The 16,569-nt window shown below is 69.3% G+C and carries 19 protein-coding genes and 2 pseudogenes; 13 read left to right on the forward strand and 8 right to left on the reverse strand.

Annotation, left to right across the window (positions count from 1 at the left end; translation table 11 throughout):
- Window positions 1-656: 656 nt before the first annotated feature.
- Window positions 657-821 (reverse strand): annotated as a pseudogene (locus tag AB0B01_RS16960) (IS701 family transposase); the annotation flags it as partial.
- A 212-nt stretch (window positions 822-1,033) separates the two neighbouring features.
- Here AB0B01_RS16960 and AB0B01_RS16965 point away from each other — a divergent pair.
- The 6 genes from AB0B01_RS16965 to AB0B01_RS16990 all read left to right on the forward strand — a co-directional run bounded on the left by AB0B01_RS16965 (window position 1,034) and on the right by AB0B01_RS16990 (window position 5,412).
- Entirely contained in the window at window positions 1,034-1,552 is a 519-nt protein-coding gene (locus AB0B01_RS16965; RefSeq protein ID WP_361718894.1) for a MarR family transcriptional regulator, read from the forward strand.
- 142 nt (window positions 1,553-1,694) lie between these two features.
- Window positions 1,695-2,168 (forward strand): hypothetical protein, encoded by a 474-nt coding sequence (locus AB0B01_RS16970; protein WP_361718897.1) that lies wholly within the window; start codon window positions 1,695-1,697, stop codon window positions 2,166-2,168.
- A 101-nt stretch (window positions 2,169-2,269) separates the two neighbouring features.
- Window positions 2,270-3,136 (forward strand): NmrA family NAD(P)-binding protein, encoded by an 867-nt coding sequence (locus tag AB0B01_RS16975; RefSeq protein WP_361718900.1) that lies wholly within the window; start codon window positions 2,270-2,272, stop codon window positions 3,134-3,136.
- A 253-nt stretch (window positions 3,137-3,389) separates the two neighbouring features.
- Window positions 3,390-3,575 carry a hypothetical protein gene (locus AB0B01_RS16980; protein WP_361718903.1) on the forward strand — a complete coding sequence of 62 codons (186 nt, stop codon included), beginning with the start codon at window positions 3,390-3,392 and terminating at the stop codon, window positions 3,573-3,575.
- A gap of 266 nt (window positions 3,576-3,841) precedes the next feature.
- Complete coding sequence (locus AB0B01_RS16985; protein ID WP_361718906.1) at window positions 3,842-4,576, forward strand: MerR family transcriptional regulator; 735 nt, start codon at window positions 3,842-3,844, stop codon at window positions 4,574-4,576.
- On the forward strand, window positions 4,573-5,412 hold the full coding sequence (locus AB0B01_RS16990) for a hypothetical protein (RefSeq protein ID WP_361718909.1): 840 nt from the start codon (window positions 4,573-4,575) through the stop codon (window positions 5,410-5,412). Before AB0B01_RS16985 ends, AB0B01_RS16990 begins: the two co-directional genes overlap by 4 nt.
- Window positions 5,413-5,598: 186 nt before the next feature.
- Here the strand turns inward: AB0B01_RS16990 and AB0B01_RS16995 are convergent, their stop codons facing one another.
- A complete protein-coding gene (locus tag AB0B01_RS16995) occupies window positions 5,599-6,576 on the reverse strand; it encodes a hypothetical protein (RefSeq protein WP_361718912.1) in 978 nt (325 codons plus the stop codon).
- Between the two features lie 253 nt (window positions 6,577-6,829).
- A complete protein-coding gene (locus AB0B01_RS17000) occupies window positions 6,830-7,255 on the reverse strand; it encodes a hypothetical protein (RefSeq protein ID WP_361718914.1) in 426 nt (141 codons plus the stop codon).
- A 468-nt stretch (window positions 7,256-7,723) separates the two neighbouring features.
- Between AB0B01_RS17000 and AB0B01_RS17005 the strand changes: the two genes are divergently transcribed.
- Both AB0B01_RS17005 and AB0B01_RS17010 read left to right on the forward strand, forming a co-directional pair.
- Window positions 7,724-8,254, forward strand: coding sequence for a hypothetical protein (locus AB0B01_RS17005; RefSeq protein WP_361718917.1), 531 nt, complete (start codon window positions 7,724-7,726; stop codon window positions 8,252-8,254).
- A 137-nt stretch (window positions 8,255-8,391) separates the two neighbouring features.
- Entirely contained in the window at window positions 8,392-9,117 is a 726-nt protein-coding gene (locus AB0B01_RS17010; protein ID WP_361718920.1) for a dienelactone hydrolase family protein, read from the forward strand.
- 19 nt (window positions 9,118-9,136) lie between these two features.
- On the opposite strand, the pseudogene AB0B01_RS17015 reads toward AB0B01_RS17010, so the two are convergent.
- Window positions 9,137-9,424 (reverse strand): annotated as a pseudogene (locus AB0B01_RS17015) (Tn3 family transposase); the annotation flags it as partial.
- Between the two features lie 181 nt (window positions 9,425-9,605).
- Here AB0B01_RS17015 and AB0B01_RS17020 point away from each other — a divergent pair.
- On the forward strand, window positions 9,606-9,833 hold the full coding sequence (locus AB0B01_RS17020) for a hypothetical protein (RefSeq protein WP_052877024.1): 228 nt from the start codon (window positions 9,606-9,608) through the stop codon (window positions 9,831-9,833).
- Between the two features lie 32 nt (window positions 9,834-9,865).
- Here AB0B01_RS17020 and AB0B01_RS17025 read toward each other — a convergent pair whose 3' ends face one another.
- Entirely contained in the window at window positions 9,866-10,168 is a 303-nt protein-coding gene (locus tag AB0B01_RS17025) for a hypothetical protein (RefSeq protein WP_361718924.1), read from the reverse strand.
- Between the two features lie 63 nt (window positions 10,169-10,231).
- On the opposite strand from AB0B01_RS17025, the gene AB0B01_RS17030 reads away from it, so the two are divergent.
- Entirely contained in the window at window positions 10,232-10,702 is a 471-nt protein-coding gene (locus AB0B01_RS17030) for a hypothetical protein (protein WP_361718927.1), read from the forward strand.
- Window positions 10,703-11,035: 333 nt separating this feature from the next.
- Here AB0B01_RS17030 and AB0B01_RS17035 read toward each other — a convergent pair whose 3' ends face one another.
- The gene (locus AB0B01_RS17035; protein WP_361718929.1) at window positions 11,036-11,770 is read right to left on the reverse strand and encodes an alpha/beta fold hydrolase; all 735 of its coding nucleotides are present in this window, start codon (window positions 11,768-11,770) and stop codon (window positions 11,036-11,038) included.
- A gap of 79 nt (window positions 11,771-11,849) precedes the next feature.
- Here AB0B01_RS17035 and AB0B01_RS17040 point away from each other — a divergent pair, with 79 nt between their 5' ends.
- Both AB0B01_RS17040 and AB0B01_RS17045 read left to right on the forward strand, forming a co-directional pair.
- Window positions 11,850-12,824 (forward strand): transcriptional regulator, encoded by a 975-nt coding sequence (locus AB0B01_RS17040; RefSeq protein WP_361718932.1) that lies wholly within the window; start codon window positions 11,850-11,852, stop codon window positions 12,822-12,824.
- A gap of 120 nt (window positions 12,825-12,944) precedes the next feature.
- Window positions 12,945-14,012: a tyrosine-type recombinase/integrase gene (locus tag AB0B01_RS17045; protein ID WP_361718935.1), complete on the forward strand. Its 1,068-nt coding sequence runs from the start codon at window positions 12,945-12,947 to the stop codon at window positions 14,010-14,012.
- A 125-nt stretch (window positions 14,013-14,137) separates the two neighbouring features.
- On the opposite strand, the gene AB0B01_RS17050 is transcribed toward AB0B01_RS17045, so the two are convergent.
- Complete coding sequence (locus AB0B01_RS17050; protein WP_361718938.1) at window positions 14,138-14,974, reverse strand: hypothetical protein; 837 nt, start codon at window positions 14,972-14,974, stop codon at window positions 14,138-14,140.
- 185 nt (window positions 14,975-15,159) lie between these two features.
- Entirely contained in the window at window positions 15,160-16,194 is a 1,035-nt protein-coding gene (locus AB0B01_RS17055; RefSeq protein WP_361718941.1) for a Tn3 family transposase, read from the reverse strand.
- On the opposite strand from AB0B01_RS17055, the gene AB0B01_RS17060 reads away from it, so the two are divergent.
- A complete protein-coding gene (locus tag AB0B01_RS17060) occupies window positions 16,169-16,558 on the forward strand; it encodes a hypothetical protein (RefSeq protein WP_361718944.1) in 390 nt (129 codons plus the stop codon). The genes AB0B01_RS17055 and AB0B01_RS17060 overlap by 26 nt on opposite strands.
- Window positions 16,559-16,569 lie beyond the last annotated feature (11 nt).

Raw genomic sequence — 16,569 nt, forward strand, 5'->3', positions numbered from 1 at the left:
ACGGGCTCCCTCAACCGATCCGCCAGCTCCATGGAATCGATCGACCCGGCGACGTCGCCCAGCTCGTACCGGACTTGTCCGATGTGGTAGTTCAGACTGACACACCTCATGGCAGAACCATTGACATCCAGTGGCAGACTCCACTGACCTCTACGTGGCAGATGACAACCCCTGAGACGGCGGCCCGCTCGCACCTGCAACGCGTACACCGTCACTACACGCCTCGACGTCCGCGCCCCGCACCAGGTCGAGGCCATGACCGGGTCAGCGACCTCTTGTCCAGGAGAACGCATCCTTCAGCCGCGGGGATGCAGGATGCGTGAGCACCCAGGTATCGTCGATCTGCGATCAAGGACATCGAGCTGTACGGATGCCGGGTCGGGGGTGGAGACGTGGGGTATGCGACGCCCATCTACGCCCGCGCGCAGGTCGACTATCGCCTCGCCGAGGACTGCGGGTGTGACCGCGCTGAGGATGCCCAGGTCGAGCAGCGGCTCGCCGGGCAGAGCACGCTGCGGTGGATCGGCAGTGGTCTCGCAGAGTTAGGGCTCACCTGGCTGGTGCGCCAGTGGGAGGACGCCGCGGCCGAGGCGGGCGCGGTAAGAAGGACCAAGCCGCCAACCGGAAGAAGAAGGGCACCCGAGGCGGCCGGCCCGTCACCTACGACGCAGACCCAACGTGTGGGCGAGCATGGCCAGGGTGAGGTGTCGGTACCAGCCGATGTAGCGGCGGACTTCGTACTCGTCCAGGCCGCACTCGTTCTTCGCTGCCTGGAAACATTCCTCGATCGCCCACCGAGCGCCGGCGACCCGCACCATTTCATCCACTCTCCACGTCGCCACGACCCGCCTCGCTTCCGAGGCCGGAAGGACCGGGAGCCGATACCCCCCGGCGACCACACACGGTCACCAGCAGGCTCAGCTCCTCGGCGAAACTGGCGACAGTTGATTACGCGAGCTCACCAGTAACCAGTACCAAGGCCGGAGATCGGGGTGCCTTGACAGCCCAAGTGATTAGCCGCCATATTATTTGCATGACGAGGGACGGTATCGATGGCGAGGCGCCCACGCTGGACCAGGCCAGGCGGCAGGTCGAGCACTACGGCCTGGAGGTCGATCCGCAGGCGGTGCTGGTCGCGGTGCGGCTGATCTCGGCGGGCGCGAGGGTCGGCCGGGCGGCCGAGGCACACTTTGCCAGGTTCGGCCTGTCGACGGGGCGCTACCGCCTGCTCGCCGATCTCGAAGACCACGGCGGGGAGAAATCCCCCTCGCGCCTTGCAGCCGACCTCGATGTCTCCAGGGCCACGGTCACCGGCCTGCTGGACGGCCTTGAGCGCGAGGGCCTGATCGCCCGCCGCCCGTCCACGGAGGACGGCCGGGGCACGGTGGCCGTCCTGACCGCGCGCGGGGCGCAGCGCCTACGCGACATGGCGTCCGAGCATTTCGGGCGGCTAGAGGCGATGGTGGGCGGGCTTTCCGTCGAGGAGCGTGCGGTGTTCCTGGATCTGCTCGCCCGCGTCGTGCGCGGCAGTGCGGCCCTGGCCGCTGATTGACCCGGCTCTCAGCTGGTTTGGCCCCGCCCTCCAGGTAGGGCCCTTTTTACGAGGCAACAGTTAGCTGCCTAATTATATTGGCGGAGTAGGCCTGACGCCCCCCGCCGCAACCGTTTGCTTCCCTCACCCGAAAGAGGCCAGCATGCCCGCAACGAAGGACAGAACCAGCCGAAACCGGGCAGCCTCCCGGCCATCCCGGCCGTTCACCCTGTGGCGCGAGGTACTGACCGCCTACGCCGCCCCCGCGCTGATGGCCGGTACCGCCGGAGTCATCACCGGGCAGCAGAACCTGGCCGTGGCCGCCTGCACCTCCATCGCCGGCACCTCCGCCGTGGTGACGTTCCTGGTCGGCACCTGGCTGCGGCACGGCGGGCAGCCCCGACGGTGGACCACCACCACGCCGCGCGTCGCCCTGACCGCCGCACTCGTCATCACCGCCGCCGGCGCGGCAGCCCTGCTGGGATGGTTCACCGCCCAATGGCTACCCGCCCACACCCCGATCCCCGCCACCCCGTGGCTGGAACGCCTGCGCATCGACCTGCCCGTCTCCGCAGCCCTCGCCACCACCATCGTCACCCTGCGCTGGCGCAGCACCACCACAGCATCCCCGACATAGCCCACCCCAGCACCGGGCCCACCCGCCCCACGAGCCCAAGCCCGACCGAGCCCACCCCGGCAGCACCCGCCGCCGGGAAGTCACCAAGGAATGAGCCCACGATGATCGTTGTCATGGGAGCGACCGGAGCAACCGGGAACGCCCTGCTCCACAGCCTCCTCACACTCGGCACCCCCGTCCGCGCACTGACCCGCACCCCGCACAGGCCGATCCCCGGCATAACCGGCGCACACCAACCGCCCGTCGAGGTTCAGTACGCCGACGCCACCGACCCCCACTCCCTGCGCACCGCCTTCAAGGGCGCCGGCCAGCTCTTCCTCGCCATGGCCAACAGCCCCGCACAGGTCGAACTCGAAACCCGTGTCATCGACATCGCCGCCCACACCGGCATCGGACACATCGTCAAGGTCTCCGCACCCGCCTCCGAACCCGACTCCCCGGTCGCCATCTCCCGCGGACACCACGCCGTCGAGGAGCACCTGCGCGCCAGCGGCCTCACCCACACCATCCTGCGCCCCTACGCGTTCATGCAGAACCTCCTGCGCCTGGCCCCCACCGTCGCCCAGGGCATCATCCTCGGCACGACGGGCGACGCGCCCTGCAACTACATCGACTGCCGCGACATCGGCGACGTCGCCGTCGCCGCCCTCACCAGGCCCGACATCGCCGGCGGCACCTACACCCTGACCGGACCCGAAGCCGTCTCCTACCCCGCCCTCGCCTCACGGCTGACCACCCTGACCGGCAATCAGATCCGCTACGTCAACCTCACCCCGGACGAGCTGCGCGACAACCTCATCCACAACGCCCACATGCCCACCTGGCTCGCCGACCACGTGACGGAGATCCAGCAACTCGCCATTACCCGACCCGAAACCCCCACCACCACCGTCAACGACATCCTCGGCCGCCCGCCCCGCACCCTCGACGCCTTCCTGCACGAACACCACGCCCACTTCCGCCGATAAGACGCCGCCTCAAGCCTGGTCACGAAACTGCGAACCGTCCCGCCGCACAAGGCAGATGATCAGTCATCCGCTCGGCGGTGGGTGAAGCGGGTGAATCTCCGCCCGGCCGGGCACACGTGGAGCCGATACGCCGCTGGAGATCACACACGGTCACCGGCCGGTTGGGTTCCGCGGGGAACTGGTGACAGTTGAATACGAGAGCCCACCAGTACCAAGCCCGGAACCTGCCGAGCGCGTCGCGCTCGACCAAGGGGTGGCCGTACGACGCGGCCAGGGCTACACCCTGCGCGTCAGCGCCACCCCCACGGTCCACCGCCAGCTCCTCATCCGCTGCCAGTCCCTCGACGGCACCCCGGACGCCCCAGCGATCCCAGCTCAGCGCAAGGCGCGCCGCGAGTACGAGAACCGCGTCGCCGCCCTCGCGAGCAACACCCTGTAGCGAGTCCTCCGGTCTGCAAGATCATCCCGTGGCGGGTTTCTGGCGTATCTGGGTCATGCCCCCCTACGCCCCCTACGCCCGCTTCGCGACCCGGACACAGTGGAACTCGACGAGGACGACGAGGGGTAGCGGGAGCGGACCCTGGCCAGATACGTGCGCTGGCGAAGACGTACCACTGCGGGGTGTAGACACGCTCGAATCGTTTTGCGCCCGACGATACTTTCAGCGCTTGACCTTGACGCAACGGCAGGGTTTCTACTGGCGGCATGCGAATCGGAGAAATCGCCGCGCTCGTGGGGCTCACCACCCGGGCGATCCGGCACTACCACCATGTCGGGCTGCTTCCGGAACCGGAGCGGCGCCCCAACGGCTACCGGGCCTACAGCGTCCGCGACGCCGTCCTGCTCGCCAGGGTGCGCAGGCTCACCGAACTCGGCCTCAGCCTCGATGAAGTGCGCGACGCCCTCGCCAACGATGCCGGGCGCGAACTGACCGAGATATTGGAAGAACTCGACGCCGACCTGGCCCGCCAGGAAGCCGGCATCAGGGAGCGCCGCTGCCGGCTCGGCGCCCTGCTCGCCGAGCCGCCCGGCGCGACCGGGCCCGTCTCACCCGCCCTCGCCGCAGTGCTGACACAGGCCCCCCGAACAGACTCGCCGAGCGCGGCCAAGGACCGCGAGTACCTCACGCTGCTGGACGCCACCAGCGCCGGTAACCAAGAGATGCTCGGGCTGCTCGGGACGCTGGTCGCCGATCCCGCGGTTGTCGAACTGTATGAGCGCCTCGACGCGCTCGCCGAAGCCCCCACCGACGATCCGCGGATCGCAGCCCTGGCAGCTGACCTGATGGCAGCCGTCCCCGAGGAGCTGTTCGCCGCGATCCCCGAGGACGGGGTGGTCGTGACCGGGTTCAAGGAGGCGCTGCTCGCCGAGTACACCCCAGCGCAGGCGGAAGTCGTGGGCCGGCTCATGGAGGCTCTCGTGGAAAGGGGCCGGGGATGAGCGGCCGGGCAAGGAGCGTACGGGCGGCGCGGGCCGCGGTAGCCGCCGTACTGCCGGGGGAACTGGCCCTGGCGGCCTGCCTGGTGGCCGGGGTCCGGCCGCCCGGGTGGGCGCTGGCGGGCGCCGAGGCGCTGGTGCTCGCAGTGCTGCTGCTGGAAGCCTGGGTGCTGCGCTCGCTGTACGTCGCCGCGCGCGCCCGCGGCGCGGACCGCCGGGCAGCGCTGCGAGCTGCCGCACGGGAGGCGGTGCCGGTGACGGTCCGCCGCCTGGTCCTCCACGAGCTGCGCGCCCTAGTCTCCCTGGGGCGGTGGGTCCGGCGTGGCACGCACGGAGTGCGCCCCGGGGACCTCGCTGCCCCGTACACCGGGCCCCAAACCGCGATGATGTACGGGCTGCTCTTCGTCATGGTCATCGAGACGGTGGGCCTGACCTTCCTCATCCCTTGGCCGGTGGTCCACCGGGTGATCCTGGTACTCGACCTGTATGGCGTCGTTCTCGTGCTGGCCCTGCACGCCGCCTGCGTCACCCGGCCGCACGTCGTGCGCCCCGACGGCTCTCTGCGGATCCGCTACGGAGCCCTCTTCGACCTCGCCGTACCACCGGACGCGGTGGCCTCGGTCCGGGTCGACCGGCGCTATCCCGAAGGCAGCCTGATCACCCTCTCCGAGGACGGGGTCCTCGACCTGATCGTGGGCAGCCAGACCTCGGTAACCCTGGAGCTGAACCGGCCACTCCCTTTCACCCGCCCGCTCGGCGCAACGGAAGAAGCCCACACCATCCGCTTCCACGCAGACGACCCGCGCGCACTGGTCAGCGCACTCCGTCAGCCAGCCTGAGCACACAGGTCGGTTCCGACCGCACAAAACGGAGCAGGAGGTCGGGCGTCCGTGGCCTTCGCCGCGACGTGGCGTCCGGCAAGGCGCTCCGGTCGGGCGCCCGCCCGGTCGTATGTTCGGCTGCTCGGCATTCTCACAAATGAGTAGTTCTGAGAGACCGCGGACCCCCACCGGACCGTGTCCGGTTCATCCCCGATGTTCGCACCCCTCCAAGGTGTCTACGACCCGTCCGGACACGGCGCCGCCCTGGTTGATCCGCTCCTCGTGGGTGCAGTCCCCGGACGCGTGCGAGCGAGGGCTCATGCAGTGGTCCCGGCGGTGCGGGCGTACCGGCCAGCGGTGGCTGTACGACGGGGCCCGCCGGCCGGAGGACGCGGCTGCGTCGTCTTCGGCTGCTGCGGTGCGAGCCGGGCGGTGAGTGGCGTGCACGTTGATGACCCGCACGTCTGCGGTCTGGGCGATGCCGTCACGGGCGTCGCGTTTGCGGCCCGCCCGGGCCCGCGGGATGTCCTCGCGGTCGGTCAGCCGCGATCCGCCCTGGGTGATCAGCTGGAAGGCGGTGTAGACGACCTGCACCCATTCGTCACAGGTGTCCGGCTTCGGCGGCGCGAAGGAGCTGCCGTAGGCCAGCACGGACTCGTTGTCCCAGCCCAGGGGCGCGCCCTGCGGCATCGCGGCGAGCTCTCTGGCCGTGGTGGGGTGTCCGTCCGGGGCGACGGCGACCACGGCGTCGGGGTCCATCGCTGCGTACTCCGAGCCGTCGTTGGGCGTGTAGAAGGTGAACCAGACGCCGCGGTACTCGTCCGGTAGCACCAGGGGCTGGACGCTGGCCGGATGGACGATCCACTGCACGCGGCCTCGGTCAAGAGCAATGTCGCGCGGCGTCCACTCGCCCCAGGAGACCGCCACGATGGGGTTGGTGACCGGCGCGCCGCCGGATTCCTGGAGGGCGGTGTATCCGCCAATCGGCTCGGCGAAGACCATGAGCCCGTACGGGGAGGGCAGCCGCTCGGCACTGACCTGTTCCTTCGGGGCGGTGGCGGCCGACGCGAGGGTGAGCGCGACCATGTCGCCGGTCACGTAGTACAGGTCCGCCTTCCGCAGCCGTTCGCTCTCCTCGCGGTGCAGCAGCTGGGCGCCGATGGCGCCCGGGCTCGCGGCCATGCCGGGTACGACCGGCAGCCCCTTGTACGAACTCGACCAGGCGCTGGACGCGATGAACCGCCCCGGGCCTACTGAGCCCGGCGGGACGTTTTCTCGCTGATCAACCTCGTAGCGAACGTCCACCACGACGCAGGGCTGTGCGGGCTGGCTCCGGCCGGGGAGCGTCATCGCGTTCAAGGGTCACTTCATGGCTCGCCGGCTGAGTCCGCGGTTCCAGCAGTAGCACCTGTCCAACGAGGGGCAAGGGCTGAGGCTACTGCGTGGGGTGCAGCGACAACCAGGTGTTCAGCTCGTGGGCCGGGCCGAGGATCAGTGCCCGGTTCCATCGCGCGTCGCCCTGGACCTTGGCGCGCCCCTCCTCGATCCGGTCGATCAGCCGGTACGCCGGAGACCAGAACGAGGCCCCCGCGGGGTCGGCGTTCATCGCCTTCCGCAGGATCCGAGCGTTCGCAACGATCTCGTTGAGGTCGGGGTCACAGTCGTCCGGGCACCCGCCCCACGCCAGCTTGTTGAGGTCGTCCGCGTAGGCCTTGCCCGCCGCTGACACCGACGGCGGCTTCTCGCTGGGGCTCGCGGCCGGCGCCTTCGCCGCCGCTTCTCCCCCGCCGCACCCCGTCATGCCGAACATCGCCGCGCCGAGCACCAGCATGCCCGCGGCGGCCCCCCACCCCTTTGTCATGCCGAAGATCATGTCACGTGGGTCCGGCCGGACTCAGCCCTTCGGCCATGCCGGACCCACGAGCTGCTCACACCGTCCCGGCTGGGGCCATCTCCGGGCCCGTCGGCGGGGCCGAAGCAGGATGACGGCGGGGAGCGTACAGCCAGTCCGACACGCACGCCACCCTCGAAGAAGCGAAGGCCGCGTTCGAGAACGAGGTCAACGAGATGCGCTCCTGGTCCGAAGAGCAGGACGCCGCCGAAGGCGAGTAGTGCCACCCTCAGCCCCGGTCGGGATCCGGCCGGGGCTGCATCCTTGGAGAACTGATGCATCAGAGCGAGACGCAGTACAACGGCCTCGGGACTGGTAGGCCCGCATGTCGGGGTATCGCGTATTCAGGATGGAATGCGGGGCTCTGTCACTCTGCGTCTACCGCTCATGCGGGGTCTCTGGGTCCGCGTTGAAGGCGACGGTGGCATGATCCGGGCCATGGATCAGCTTTCGTACTCGGCTGCGTGGCTGTCACGGTGGCGTGACGAGATCACGGATGCGGTGAGCTCCATGGTCTTGACGTTCGAGGAGACGAACGGCTATGAGCCGGGCACGAATCAAGTCCGGATGGCCCGTAAAGAGGATCTTCGGGCTGTCCATGACGATGGTCGGGAGCTTCAGGGATTCGAGGATCTGCTGACGTTCTACGAGTCGATCGGGGAGGTCGTGCTGCCGGATATGGGCAACGGCTTCTTCGTCCACCCGGCGTGCAATGTCCTGCACCAGCTCGCGGAGGAAGGGCCGGTCTTTGTCCCGGAAGCGGACGACCCTCACGGGCTAGTGATCGCTTCGAATGGTGGGGGCATCCTCTATGTCGCAGACCGGGGCGGCGCGATCCACCGGTCTCGGACCGCGTCCCTGGACGGTGCGGAGTTCGACAAGGTCGCCGACAATCTGCCGCGGTTTCTTGAGCACGTCCGCCGCTGCGTCGTCCGTTTCGTGGAAACGGGCGAGACCGGAGATCTGTAGCGTTCACCGTTTGAGCTCGCCATCGTTTGCCGACAGGAGTGCGACGCGTCCGGGTGTTGTCGTCGGGACAGACCGGTGTTCTGCCAGCGGCAGAACACCGGCCGGACCGGGCTCGACGATCACTACAGTCCAGTCTCATGACGACGATTACGACGCGTACGGTCGAGTATCCGGCCGACGGTTTGACGATGGTCGGGCACCTCGCGCTCCCGGCCGGTGTCGACCGCCGGCCCGCAGTGCTGCTCGGACCAGAGGGCACGGGGCTCAGCGACGTCGAGCGCCGCAGGGCCGATGCTCTCGCCGAGCTGGGATATGTAGCGCTGGCCTTCGACCTTCACGGTGGGCGCTATTTGGGGGACCCCGAGGAGATGCTGGCCCGCTGCATGCCGCTGCTCGCCAGCCCCGACCGGATGCGAGGCATCGGCCACGCGGCGCTCGACGTGTTGCGCACCGAACCGCGAACCGACCACGACCGGATAGCCGCCGTCGGCTACGGCACCGGGGGCGCCATCGCGCTTGAACTCGGGCGCGACGGCGTCAACCTGCGCGCGATCGCGACAGTCAACGGGCTGATCACGGGCCGACCGGGCGAGGCGGCGCGCATCCGCTGCCCGGTATGGGCCGGGGTCGGGTCGGAAGACCCGATCATGGCGCCCGCACAACGGGACGCGTTCACCGCCGAGATGCAGGCCGCGGGCGTCGACTGGCGCCTCGTGGTTTACGGGGGAGCCCTGCACGCCTTCCACCATCCATCGGTCGACCACACCGTGCGTCCCGGCGTCGGCTACCACCCCCGGCACGCACAGCGAGCCTGGCGTGACGTCGTCGCTCTGCTCGCCGAGTGCCTGCCCGTCACGGACTGATCCGATCGGCTGCTGGTACTCACTCCTGCCCGCCGTCGTCGTCTTCGTCCCGCTCTGGGACATCCGGGTCGCGCAGTGGGCGCAGGGCGCCGGCGGCCGGGGTCGAGGTGGTGAAGCTGTAGCGGCCAAGCAGGTTCAGGTTGCGGTGCTTGAGCGGGGAGAGCCGGGCGATGTCCTCGTCCCGCATCTCGTGGCCCTCGGCTTCCAGCTGGGCGACGGCGGCGTCGATGTAGCGGGTGGTCCAGAGCACGATGGCACTGAGGACCAGGCCGAGCGCGCCGAGCTGGTCCTCCTCGCGCACCCTCGAAGAGGTCCTGACGCTCTGCTACACCGGCCTCGGGACTGGTAGGCCCGCATGTTGAGGTGTCGCGTATTCCAGTTTGGACAGCCCTCGTGGTCACTTTGGGTGGCGAGGCCAGTGTCCGTGGTCCGTCCTCGGGCGGATAGGTTCACCGTGGTGTGTGGAGCCACTTCTGGAGGGGTCCCCGGTGGACATTGTCGCGATCATGGAGGCGCTGGCCGAACAGGGCATAACTGTGCTGTTCAAGGCTGATGCTGAGCGGATGGCAGAGAGGCGGAAGCCCTGGACGTTCGTGGCCAGTGGCGCCCCGTTGCGTGACGACATCCTCGTGCGTACCGATGCTGCGTCGGTGGAGCAGTGCCTCGAAGCCTGCCTGCCCCGCCTGCGCGAACTGGGCTTCACCTTTCCCGAGTGACGAGGCATGCCAGCTGGAGTGGACCGACAAACTCACCTTGTGTGGTCACCGGGGGCGTATCGGCTCCAGGTTCCGCCGGCCTCGGTGACCAGGCGGGTGGCGGTCTTGTCGTGATAGCCGAGTGCTTTCGCGATGACGGGGGCCGGGGCTTGGAGGACGAGCTGACGGATCGCGGAGGTCCTGCCGCGCTGCGGAGGGACGCCGATCTCGCGCAGATGGACCTGCAGGCTGACCGGGTTCATCGGCTGTCCGGGTTGACGGCCGGGGAAGAGCCACTGTGAGCTCCTGCTGCTCGCGTAGGGCAGGTGCTGGCGGGACTGTATGTAGGCCCGCATCAGGTCGGCGACGGGCTCCGGCAGCGGGGACGGCGGGTCTCCCAGCTGGACGATGTCTTGTCCATGGCAGACCGGGTGTCCGCGCCGCACGCCGTCGTGGCGATCATGGGCGACGGAAGCCTCTGGACCCACCAGGCCGACTGGACGGCCGCCCTGCGGGAGCTGATCCAGACCTACCTTGGAGAAGACCGGCGCGCGGGCACCTGCGGCACGTACACCGGGCCGGGCCGCTCCTACGAGGACGACCTCGCCAACTCGACGTTCAGCAAGGTGACCAAGCACAGCTTCCCCATCGTCCGCGCCTGGACGCCCGAGGACGTCCTCGGCTACCTGCGCACCACCAGCTTCGCCCGCCCCGCCCTGTTCGCCGCCCGCTACCACGAGTTCGAGGCCGCCGCTCTCCGGCTGCTCCAGGAGCATGCCCGCGGCGGCGTCCTATACCGAGACTTGATCCGTTTCACGATCAACACGCAAGCGCCCCTCAGCTCAGCGGCGAGACATGTAAAGATCGAGGGCCTTGTGAAGGGGGTGTGACCGAGATACGCGCCAAAGGGGCAACGGGATGATCTTGAAGTCCTGAGCGTCCATCCCCCGTCACCCATTCGGCTCAGTGTCGTTGGTGGTGATGTTGACCGGTGGCCTCCACCGCCCGGCCTGTACGAGCCCCGCCGCGCGTTCTCGCCGTGCACGGCCCGCTTCAGGTGGAACGGCGCCTGCCCGTCCGGCGGGACTGGATGGCGAAGACCCGTCGGACGACCGCCTCGGCAGAGGCCTCGCGTGCTCCGCCGGCCAGGGCCTGAGCACAGGCCCGCAGCCGGCGGACGCTCTCGTGGTCAAGCATCGGGCTGTGCCTCTCAGCCAGCGCGGTCAGGAGACGGCCTTGTCGAGGATGTCGGCGAGTTCGGCGGGCGCGGACAGCATCGGCCAGTGCCCGGTGGGCAGGTCGAAGCGCCGCCACGGCGGCTGGTTCAGGTAGGCCAGCATCGGCACCCCGGCATCCAGCAGCCCCGTGAAGTCATGGCACGCCACCAGGACACGGTCCACACCGGGACCGGGCTCGGCCGGGCCGGCGAGACTCTGGGTGAAGGTACCGAACGGCTGAGGGGTGGCACGCGAGCGCAGAGCGTCCAGCTGGCCCTCATCGAGTCCGTCGAGGCTGCTGGACAAGCCCAGGACCTCAAACGGCGGCATCGGCAGCCGCCACCCGTCGCCAGACGCGTCGACCTGCTGGCGCAGCTGGTCCGCTGCCTGCGGTGGCATGAGGTCGAGCATGCACATGCCCGCGGCAAACGGGGCGCTGTCCACATAGACCACCCGCTCCAGCCGGTCACCGAGACGTCCGGCTGCCCCGGTCACCGGAGCAGCCGCATAGCTGTGGGCGACCAGCGTGACGTCGCGCAGATCGTTCCGCTCGACGAAGCCAGTGATGTCCGCGATGTGCGCATCCAGGTCCGTCGCGGGTCCGCCCTGGTCTGCGTGCTCGGCCAGACCCGTCAGTGTCAGCGGCAGCGCCGTGTGACCGCGCTCCCGCAGAGCTCGGGCGGTGTCTTCCCAGGCCCACGCCCCGAGCCAGGCGCCGGGAACGAGTACGAAGGTGGCCATGTGATCTCCCAGAAGTAGGTGCTGCGGGGAGCGTAAAGTCGATACAGGACAGAATCCGCCCTGAAATGCCGAGTGATCCATGTCGCATCCCCTCGTACGCGTGCTGACCCTGCTGGAACTCCTCCAGTCGAACGCCCGGCTCACCGGGGCGGAGCTGGCAGACCGCCTGGACACCGACGTCCGCACCGTGCGCCGCTACACGGCCCACCTACGCGACTTGGGCATCCCCGTGGAGGCCGAACGCGGCCGCTACGGCGGCTACCGACTGGCCCGCGGCTACCGCATGCCACCTCTGGTCCTCACCAACGACGAGGCCCTCGCCGTCGTTCTTGGCCTGCTCGCGGCAGAACGTCTGGGCATGGGCACTGCCGCGCCGGCCAGTGCCGGCGCTCTGGCCAAGATCGAGCGGGTGCTTCCGCACGCCCTGCGCGAACCGCTCGCCGCCATGCGGGAAACCCTGTCCTTCACCGCCAACGCCGTGATCGGGCAGGCACCCGGAACCGGCGTCCTGCTGGCACTGGCCCAGGCCTCCCGCGCCCACACGACCGTCGGTATCAGCCACCAGTCCTGGCGCCAGGAACACACCGAACGCGACATCGACCCATACGGCGTGGTCTTCCACACCGGCCGCTGGTACGTCGTCGGCCACGACCACCTCCGCGACAGCCTGCGTACCTTCCGCATCGACCGCATCACCTCCGTCACCTCCCGAGCCGACAGCTTCACCGCACCCGACGGCTTCGACCCCGTCGCCCACCTGACCTCGACCCTCGCTCAGGGGCCCTACCGCTGGCAGGTCGAGGTGACGATCCATGGCCCCCTCGATGAGATCGCCCGCCGGCTGCCCCGCTCAGCGGTGACCCTCACCGCCCAGCCCACCGGCGCCCTGATGCACGCACGGGCAGAACGGCTGGACGGCATGGCCCACATGCTCGCCTCCCTGGAATGGCCCTTCACCATCCACCATCCCGACGAACTACGGCAGGCGCTCAAGAATCTGGCCGCCCAGCTCACCGCAGCCGCCCAGCGGAGACCGGACGAACTACCGCAGTAAATGCCGGATTTACTGCGGCGGAGCGTCTACGGTGATCATCGCGACCTGCGGCGGGGCATTCCGGCTGCCGGGGCGAGGTGTACGCATTTACTGCGGCAGTGATGGAGAGGTGGGGCGAGCATGGCGATCGAACCAGTGACCGAACTCGGGAGCGGAGGCGCGCTCCGGCTGCCGCGGGCCCGGGGCGTGCCCCTGTCCGCCCCGCCCGCGTCGTACACCGCGGCGGTCGAGCGGTACCTCACCGGCGCGGGCATCGCGAAGTCCTCCGCGCGGATCTACCGGATCTCACTGACGACATGGGGATGGATGTTCGCCGGCGAACCGGCGCCGACCGGACGGGCCCGCCGGGGCGCGAAGCCGCCCGTCTTCCCCGTCGCCGCGATCGACGACCCGGCGCTGCCGGAGGTGCTGGCGGAACTGGCGGCGGCCCGGGCGGACGAGATGGACGCCGACACCGTCAACCGGGAACTGTCCATCGCGCGCAAGGCGATCGGCTGGTGGCAGCGCCAAGGCTGGATCGCCGTCGATCCGACGATCGGGATCGAGCGGCGGCCGGCACCGCCGGACCGCACCAAGGCCCTGGCCGAGAACCAGATCGCCGCCCTGTGGCGCCTGGACGTCAGCCTGCGGGAGAAGACGCTGTGGAAGATGCTCTACGAGTCCGCCGCACGGGCCGATGAGGTGCTGTGCCTGAACGTGGAAGACCTGTACCCGCAGGACAAGCGCGGCAAGATCACCGCCAAGGGCGGGGCGACGGAGTGGATTCACTGGCAGTCCGGCACCGCCCAGCTGCTGCCCCGGCTCATCGCTGGACGCACCCGCGGGCCGCTGTTTCTCACCGGCCGCAAGGCCCCGGCCGGAACGCCGTCGCTGGACGTGTGCCCGGAGACCGGACGGGCCCGGCTCTCCTATCGGCGGGCCGAGGAGATCTTCGAGTACGCCACGAGGCTGCTGGCCAACCCGCTCGCCTCACCAGAGGACATCGAGGACCTCGACGGCTGGACCCTGCACCGGCTGCGGCACTCCGCGCTTACCCACGACGCGGAGGGCGGCACCTCCACCCCGATGCTGCTGGCCCGCTCCCGCCACGCCTCCGTCCGCTCCCTGGAGCGCTACGCCCGCCCCGGCGTCGACGCAGTCGCCCGGCACGTCGCGCAGCAGGACCCCGCCGCCCGCCGACGGGGATGACTGGCAGGGCCCGGCCCAACTCCAGGATCACGCCGAGCGGGCGGCCCCCGGCGGAGACGCAGCTCAGCAGTGCTGAGCAGTCTTCTGCGGGAAGACCTCACGGCTGCCCCGGCCCGGGCGACCCGTCAGGTCCACCCCGCCGCGCGCATCATGCTCACCAACGCGCGCTCGGCTGCCTGCTCCTCGTCCTGGTCCACCTCGACGCTCTCCCAGCCCTTGGCGTATCGCAGCACGTTGGACAGCGTCTCGCGGTCGGCAGCGCCACCCGGGCCCTCGAAGGGCGAGTGCAGGACCGTTGACAGCGCCTGCCGCACCCAGCGGGCGACGGTGGCCTCGTTCCCCTCCGGCATCCATGAGTAGTAGGGCACTCGGCCGATTTCGCCCAGCGCCTCCGTGAGCGCTTCGAACTCCGGGCCGGGACGCGGGCTGGCCGCGCGGTCGAGTGCGTCGGCGAACTCGGCGAGCAGCGCGAGGTCCGCTTCCGCTACCTCAATGGTGGTCAGGTGCACCACGTTCCCACTTTCGGGGCCGATCAGCAGCAGGACGTTGGGCGTGGGCGGGAGGATCTCATCCACCATCCCGTCCGCGAACTCCTCCGTCCCCTCGGGCAGCGCGTCGCGCACCCGGTAGTACGCCTCTTCGACGTCCTCGATCGGCGCGCCCGGGATCGGCACCCCTCCGCTGTCCCGGTAGCCCATCAGTACCCCCTCATGGTCCAGGACCATGTCCATTCGGAGCCTCCGGAGCAGCCCGTCTAGTTCGTACAGGCCGGGCAGGGCGTCCTGGACGAGGGGCAACAGCAAGGTGCAGGTGGGGGTGAGGCGCGGCGGCGACTGCTGGCCGCCAGCTCGGGCCCGGTCGTTCGCCCGCATCGCCTCGGTGTACCGCGTACTGGTGGCGCGGCTCTGCTCACGGATCTCCCGCGTGCGCTTCCGCGACTTCCGGGGCCGGCTCGTAGGCATGTCTGACTCCATACAGCGGCGTACCCCACGCAGACGCCGCTCTGAAGGCAGGCAGGTTCAGTTGCACGATGCGTCGAAGGACGGCTTGGCCTACCAACGAGGACTCCTGCGTGGCGGAGGACCCCTTCAGCGGTCGGCGGTCGTGGCCGCCTGCCCGGCAGCATACCGGCCTGGCGGCCGCGGCCTCAAAAGGTCAGCCGCTGGGACGTGTCGCCGAAACCGGCACCTACGACGAGCTGATCGACCAGGCCGGGGGCTTCTTCGAAATGCTGAAGCTCCAGGAGGACCGGGACTGATCTGCCCTGCCACCAGCGGTGCGAGCCCGTACGCTCCTTGAGCAGGCCGGCACCCACTGAGGAGGACACATGACCACGAAACCACTGAGCTTCGACGAGCAGGAAGAGCTCGTCATGATCCTGTGCACCAGCATCGAAACGATGCCCGAGGACGAGTTCGAGGCGAACTACCAGAAGCTCGACCGGGACCACCAGTTCGAAGTCGACGAGTCCATCCGCAGGTTCGCCGACAACGCCGTCGGTGACGAAAACTGGGATCAGTAGTGCCGGCGCCCCCGCGCGGGCGGGGGCTGTCACTCTCCCCGCCCGGGCGCCTGGCACGTGTTCCGGACGGCCAGGTGGTTCAAGCGGCTGTTCGTCCTCCAGCGTGCTGAAGTCGACGTCGAGGCGGGTGTCGTAGTCCTCCGGGGTGATCCCGATCTCGTGAGTGGAGTACACGCCGAACCGGTTGATGTGCTCGGTCAGGTACGGCGAGATCTCGGCCAGGTCCAGTGGGTCGATGACCCAGCACTCGGCCTGGAGCTGCCGCACCACGTCGGCGATGTCCAGGGTGTTGTGGAAGATCACCACGTTGGCCAGCAGCGAGGTGAACTTCACGTCCTTCTCCTGCTCGACCGGGTCGTTGTGCGCCACCGTGCCGCGCTGCCCGAACCGCACCCAGTCGCTGAAGCCGTTGAACGCCTCCACCTTGTTGGTCGCGGCCGTCACCCGGCCGCGCAGCGGCGCGTCCGAGAGATACCGCAGCAGCTGGACGGTGCGGATCACCCGCCCGACCTCGCGGAACGCGGTGTAGGTGGCGTTCTTGTGCGAGCCGGAGCGCAGCCGCTTGAGCAGCAGCGTCGAGGAGATCGTGCCCTCGCGGACCGAGACCGTGACCCGCATCAGGTCCTTGAAGTGGGTGGCGATCAGATCCCAGTCGATCACGTTTCTGCCCGGCTCGCCGCTGTTGCTTCGGTGGCTCGACTGCCGCGACAACATGAACACCGCGACCAACCACGCCTCCCGATGGCTGTTCCCCGGTCGCCGGGCCGGACAACCGATACACCCCGACGTCCTTGCCGCACTCATCAACGAAATCGGCATTCCCACCACCGCCGGCCGCACAGCCGCGATCCGACAACACGTTCTGGAGATGCCCGCACCCGTCATTGCCGAGGCCCTCGGCTACCACCGGGTCACCACCGCCAAGCTCGCCGCACAGGCCGGTAGCAACTGGACCCGGTATGCCGCCGGTGATCACCTACGGTCACCCTCCGGCTGGTCCCCCCGACAGGCCTATGACAGTTGAACAGGCCAACC

It is taken from the genome of Streptomyces sp. NPDC044571 (genome assembly GCF_040647115.1).
Taxonomy (GTDB): domain Bacteria; phylum Actinomycetota; class Actinomycetes; order Streptomycetales; family Streptomycetaceae; genus Streptomyces.

Coding starts and splice junctions, on each gene's coding strand:
- AB0B01_RS16965 (WP_361718894.1), top strand. CDS start 1,034: ATGACGAGGGACGGTATCGATGGCGAGGCGCCCACGCTGGACCAGGCC.
- AB0B01_RS16970 (WP_361718897.1), top strand. CDS start 1,695: ATGCCCGCAACGAAGGACAGAACCAGCCGAAACCGGGCAGCCTCCCGG.
- AB0B01_RS16975 (WP_361718900.1), top strand. CDS start 2,270: ATGATCGTTGTCATGGGAGCGACCGGAGCAACCGGGAACGCCCTGCTC.
- AB0B01_RS16985 (WP_361718906.1), top strand. CDS start 3,842: ATGCGAATCGGAGAAATCGCCGCGCTCGTGGGGCTCACCACCCGGGCG.
- AB0B01_RS16990 (WP_361718909.1), top strand. CDS start 4,573: ATGAGCGGCCGGGCAAGGAGCGTACGGGCGGCGCGGGCCGCGGTAGCC.
- AB0B01_RS16995 (WP_361718912.1), bottom strand. CDS start 6,576: ATGGCCGCGAGCCCGGGCGCCATCGGCGCCCAGCTGCTGCACCGCGAG.
- AB0B01_RS17000 (WP_361718914.1), bottom strand. CDS start 7,255: ATGACAAAGGGGTGGGGGGCCGCCGCGGGCATGCTGGTGCTCGGCGCG.
- AB0B01_RS17005 (WP_361718917.1), top strand. CDS start 7,724: ATGGATCAGCTTTCGTACTCGGCTGCGTGGCTGTCACGGTGGCGTGAC.
- AB0B01_RS17010 (WP_361718920.1), top strand. CDS start 8,392: ATGACGACGATTACGACGCGTACGGTCGAGTATCCGGCCGACGGTTTG.
- AB0B01_RS17025 (WP_361718924.1), bottom strand. CDS start 10,168: ATGCGGGCCTACATACAGTCCCGCCAGCACCTGCCCTACGCGAGCAGC.
- AB0B01_RS17030 (WP_361718927.1), top strand. CDS start 10,232: ATGGCAGACCGGGTGTCCGCGCCGCACGCCGTCGTGGCGATCATGGGC.
- AB0B01_RS17035 (WP_361718929.1), bottom strand. CDS start 11,770: ATGGCCACCTTCGTACTCGTTCCCGGCGCCTGGCTCGGGGCGTGGGCC.
- AB0B01_RS17040 (WP_361718932.1), top strand. CDS start 11,850: ATGTCGCATCCCCTCGTACGCGTGCTGACCCTGCTGGAACTCCTCCAG.
- AB0B01_RS17045 (WP_361718935.1), top strand. CDS start 12,945: ATGGCGATCGAACCAGTGACCGAACTCGGGAGCGGAGGCGCGCTCCGG.
- AB0B01_RS17050 (WP_361718938.1), bottom strand. CDS start 14,974: ATGCCTACGAGCCGGCCCCGGAAGTCGCGGAAGCGCACGCGGGAGATC.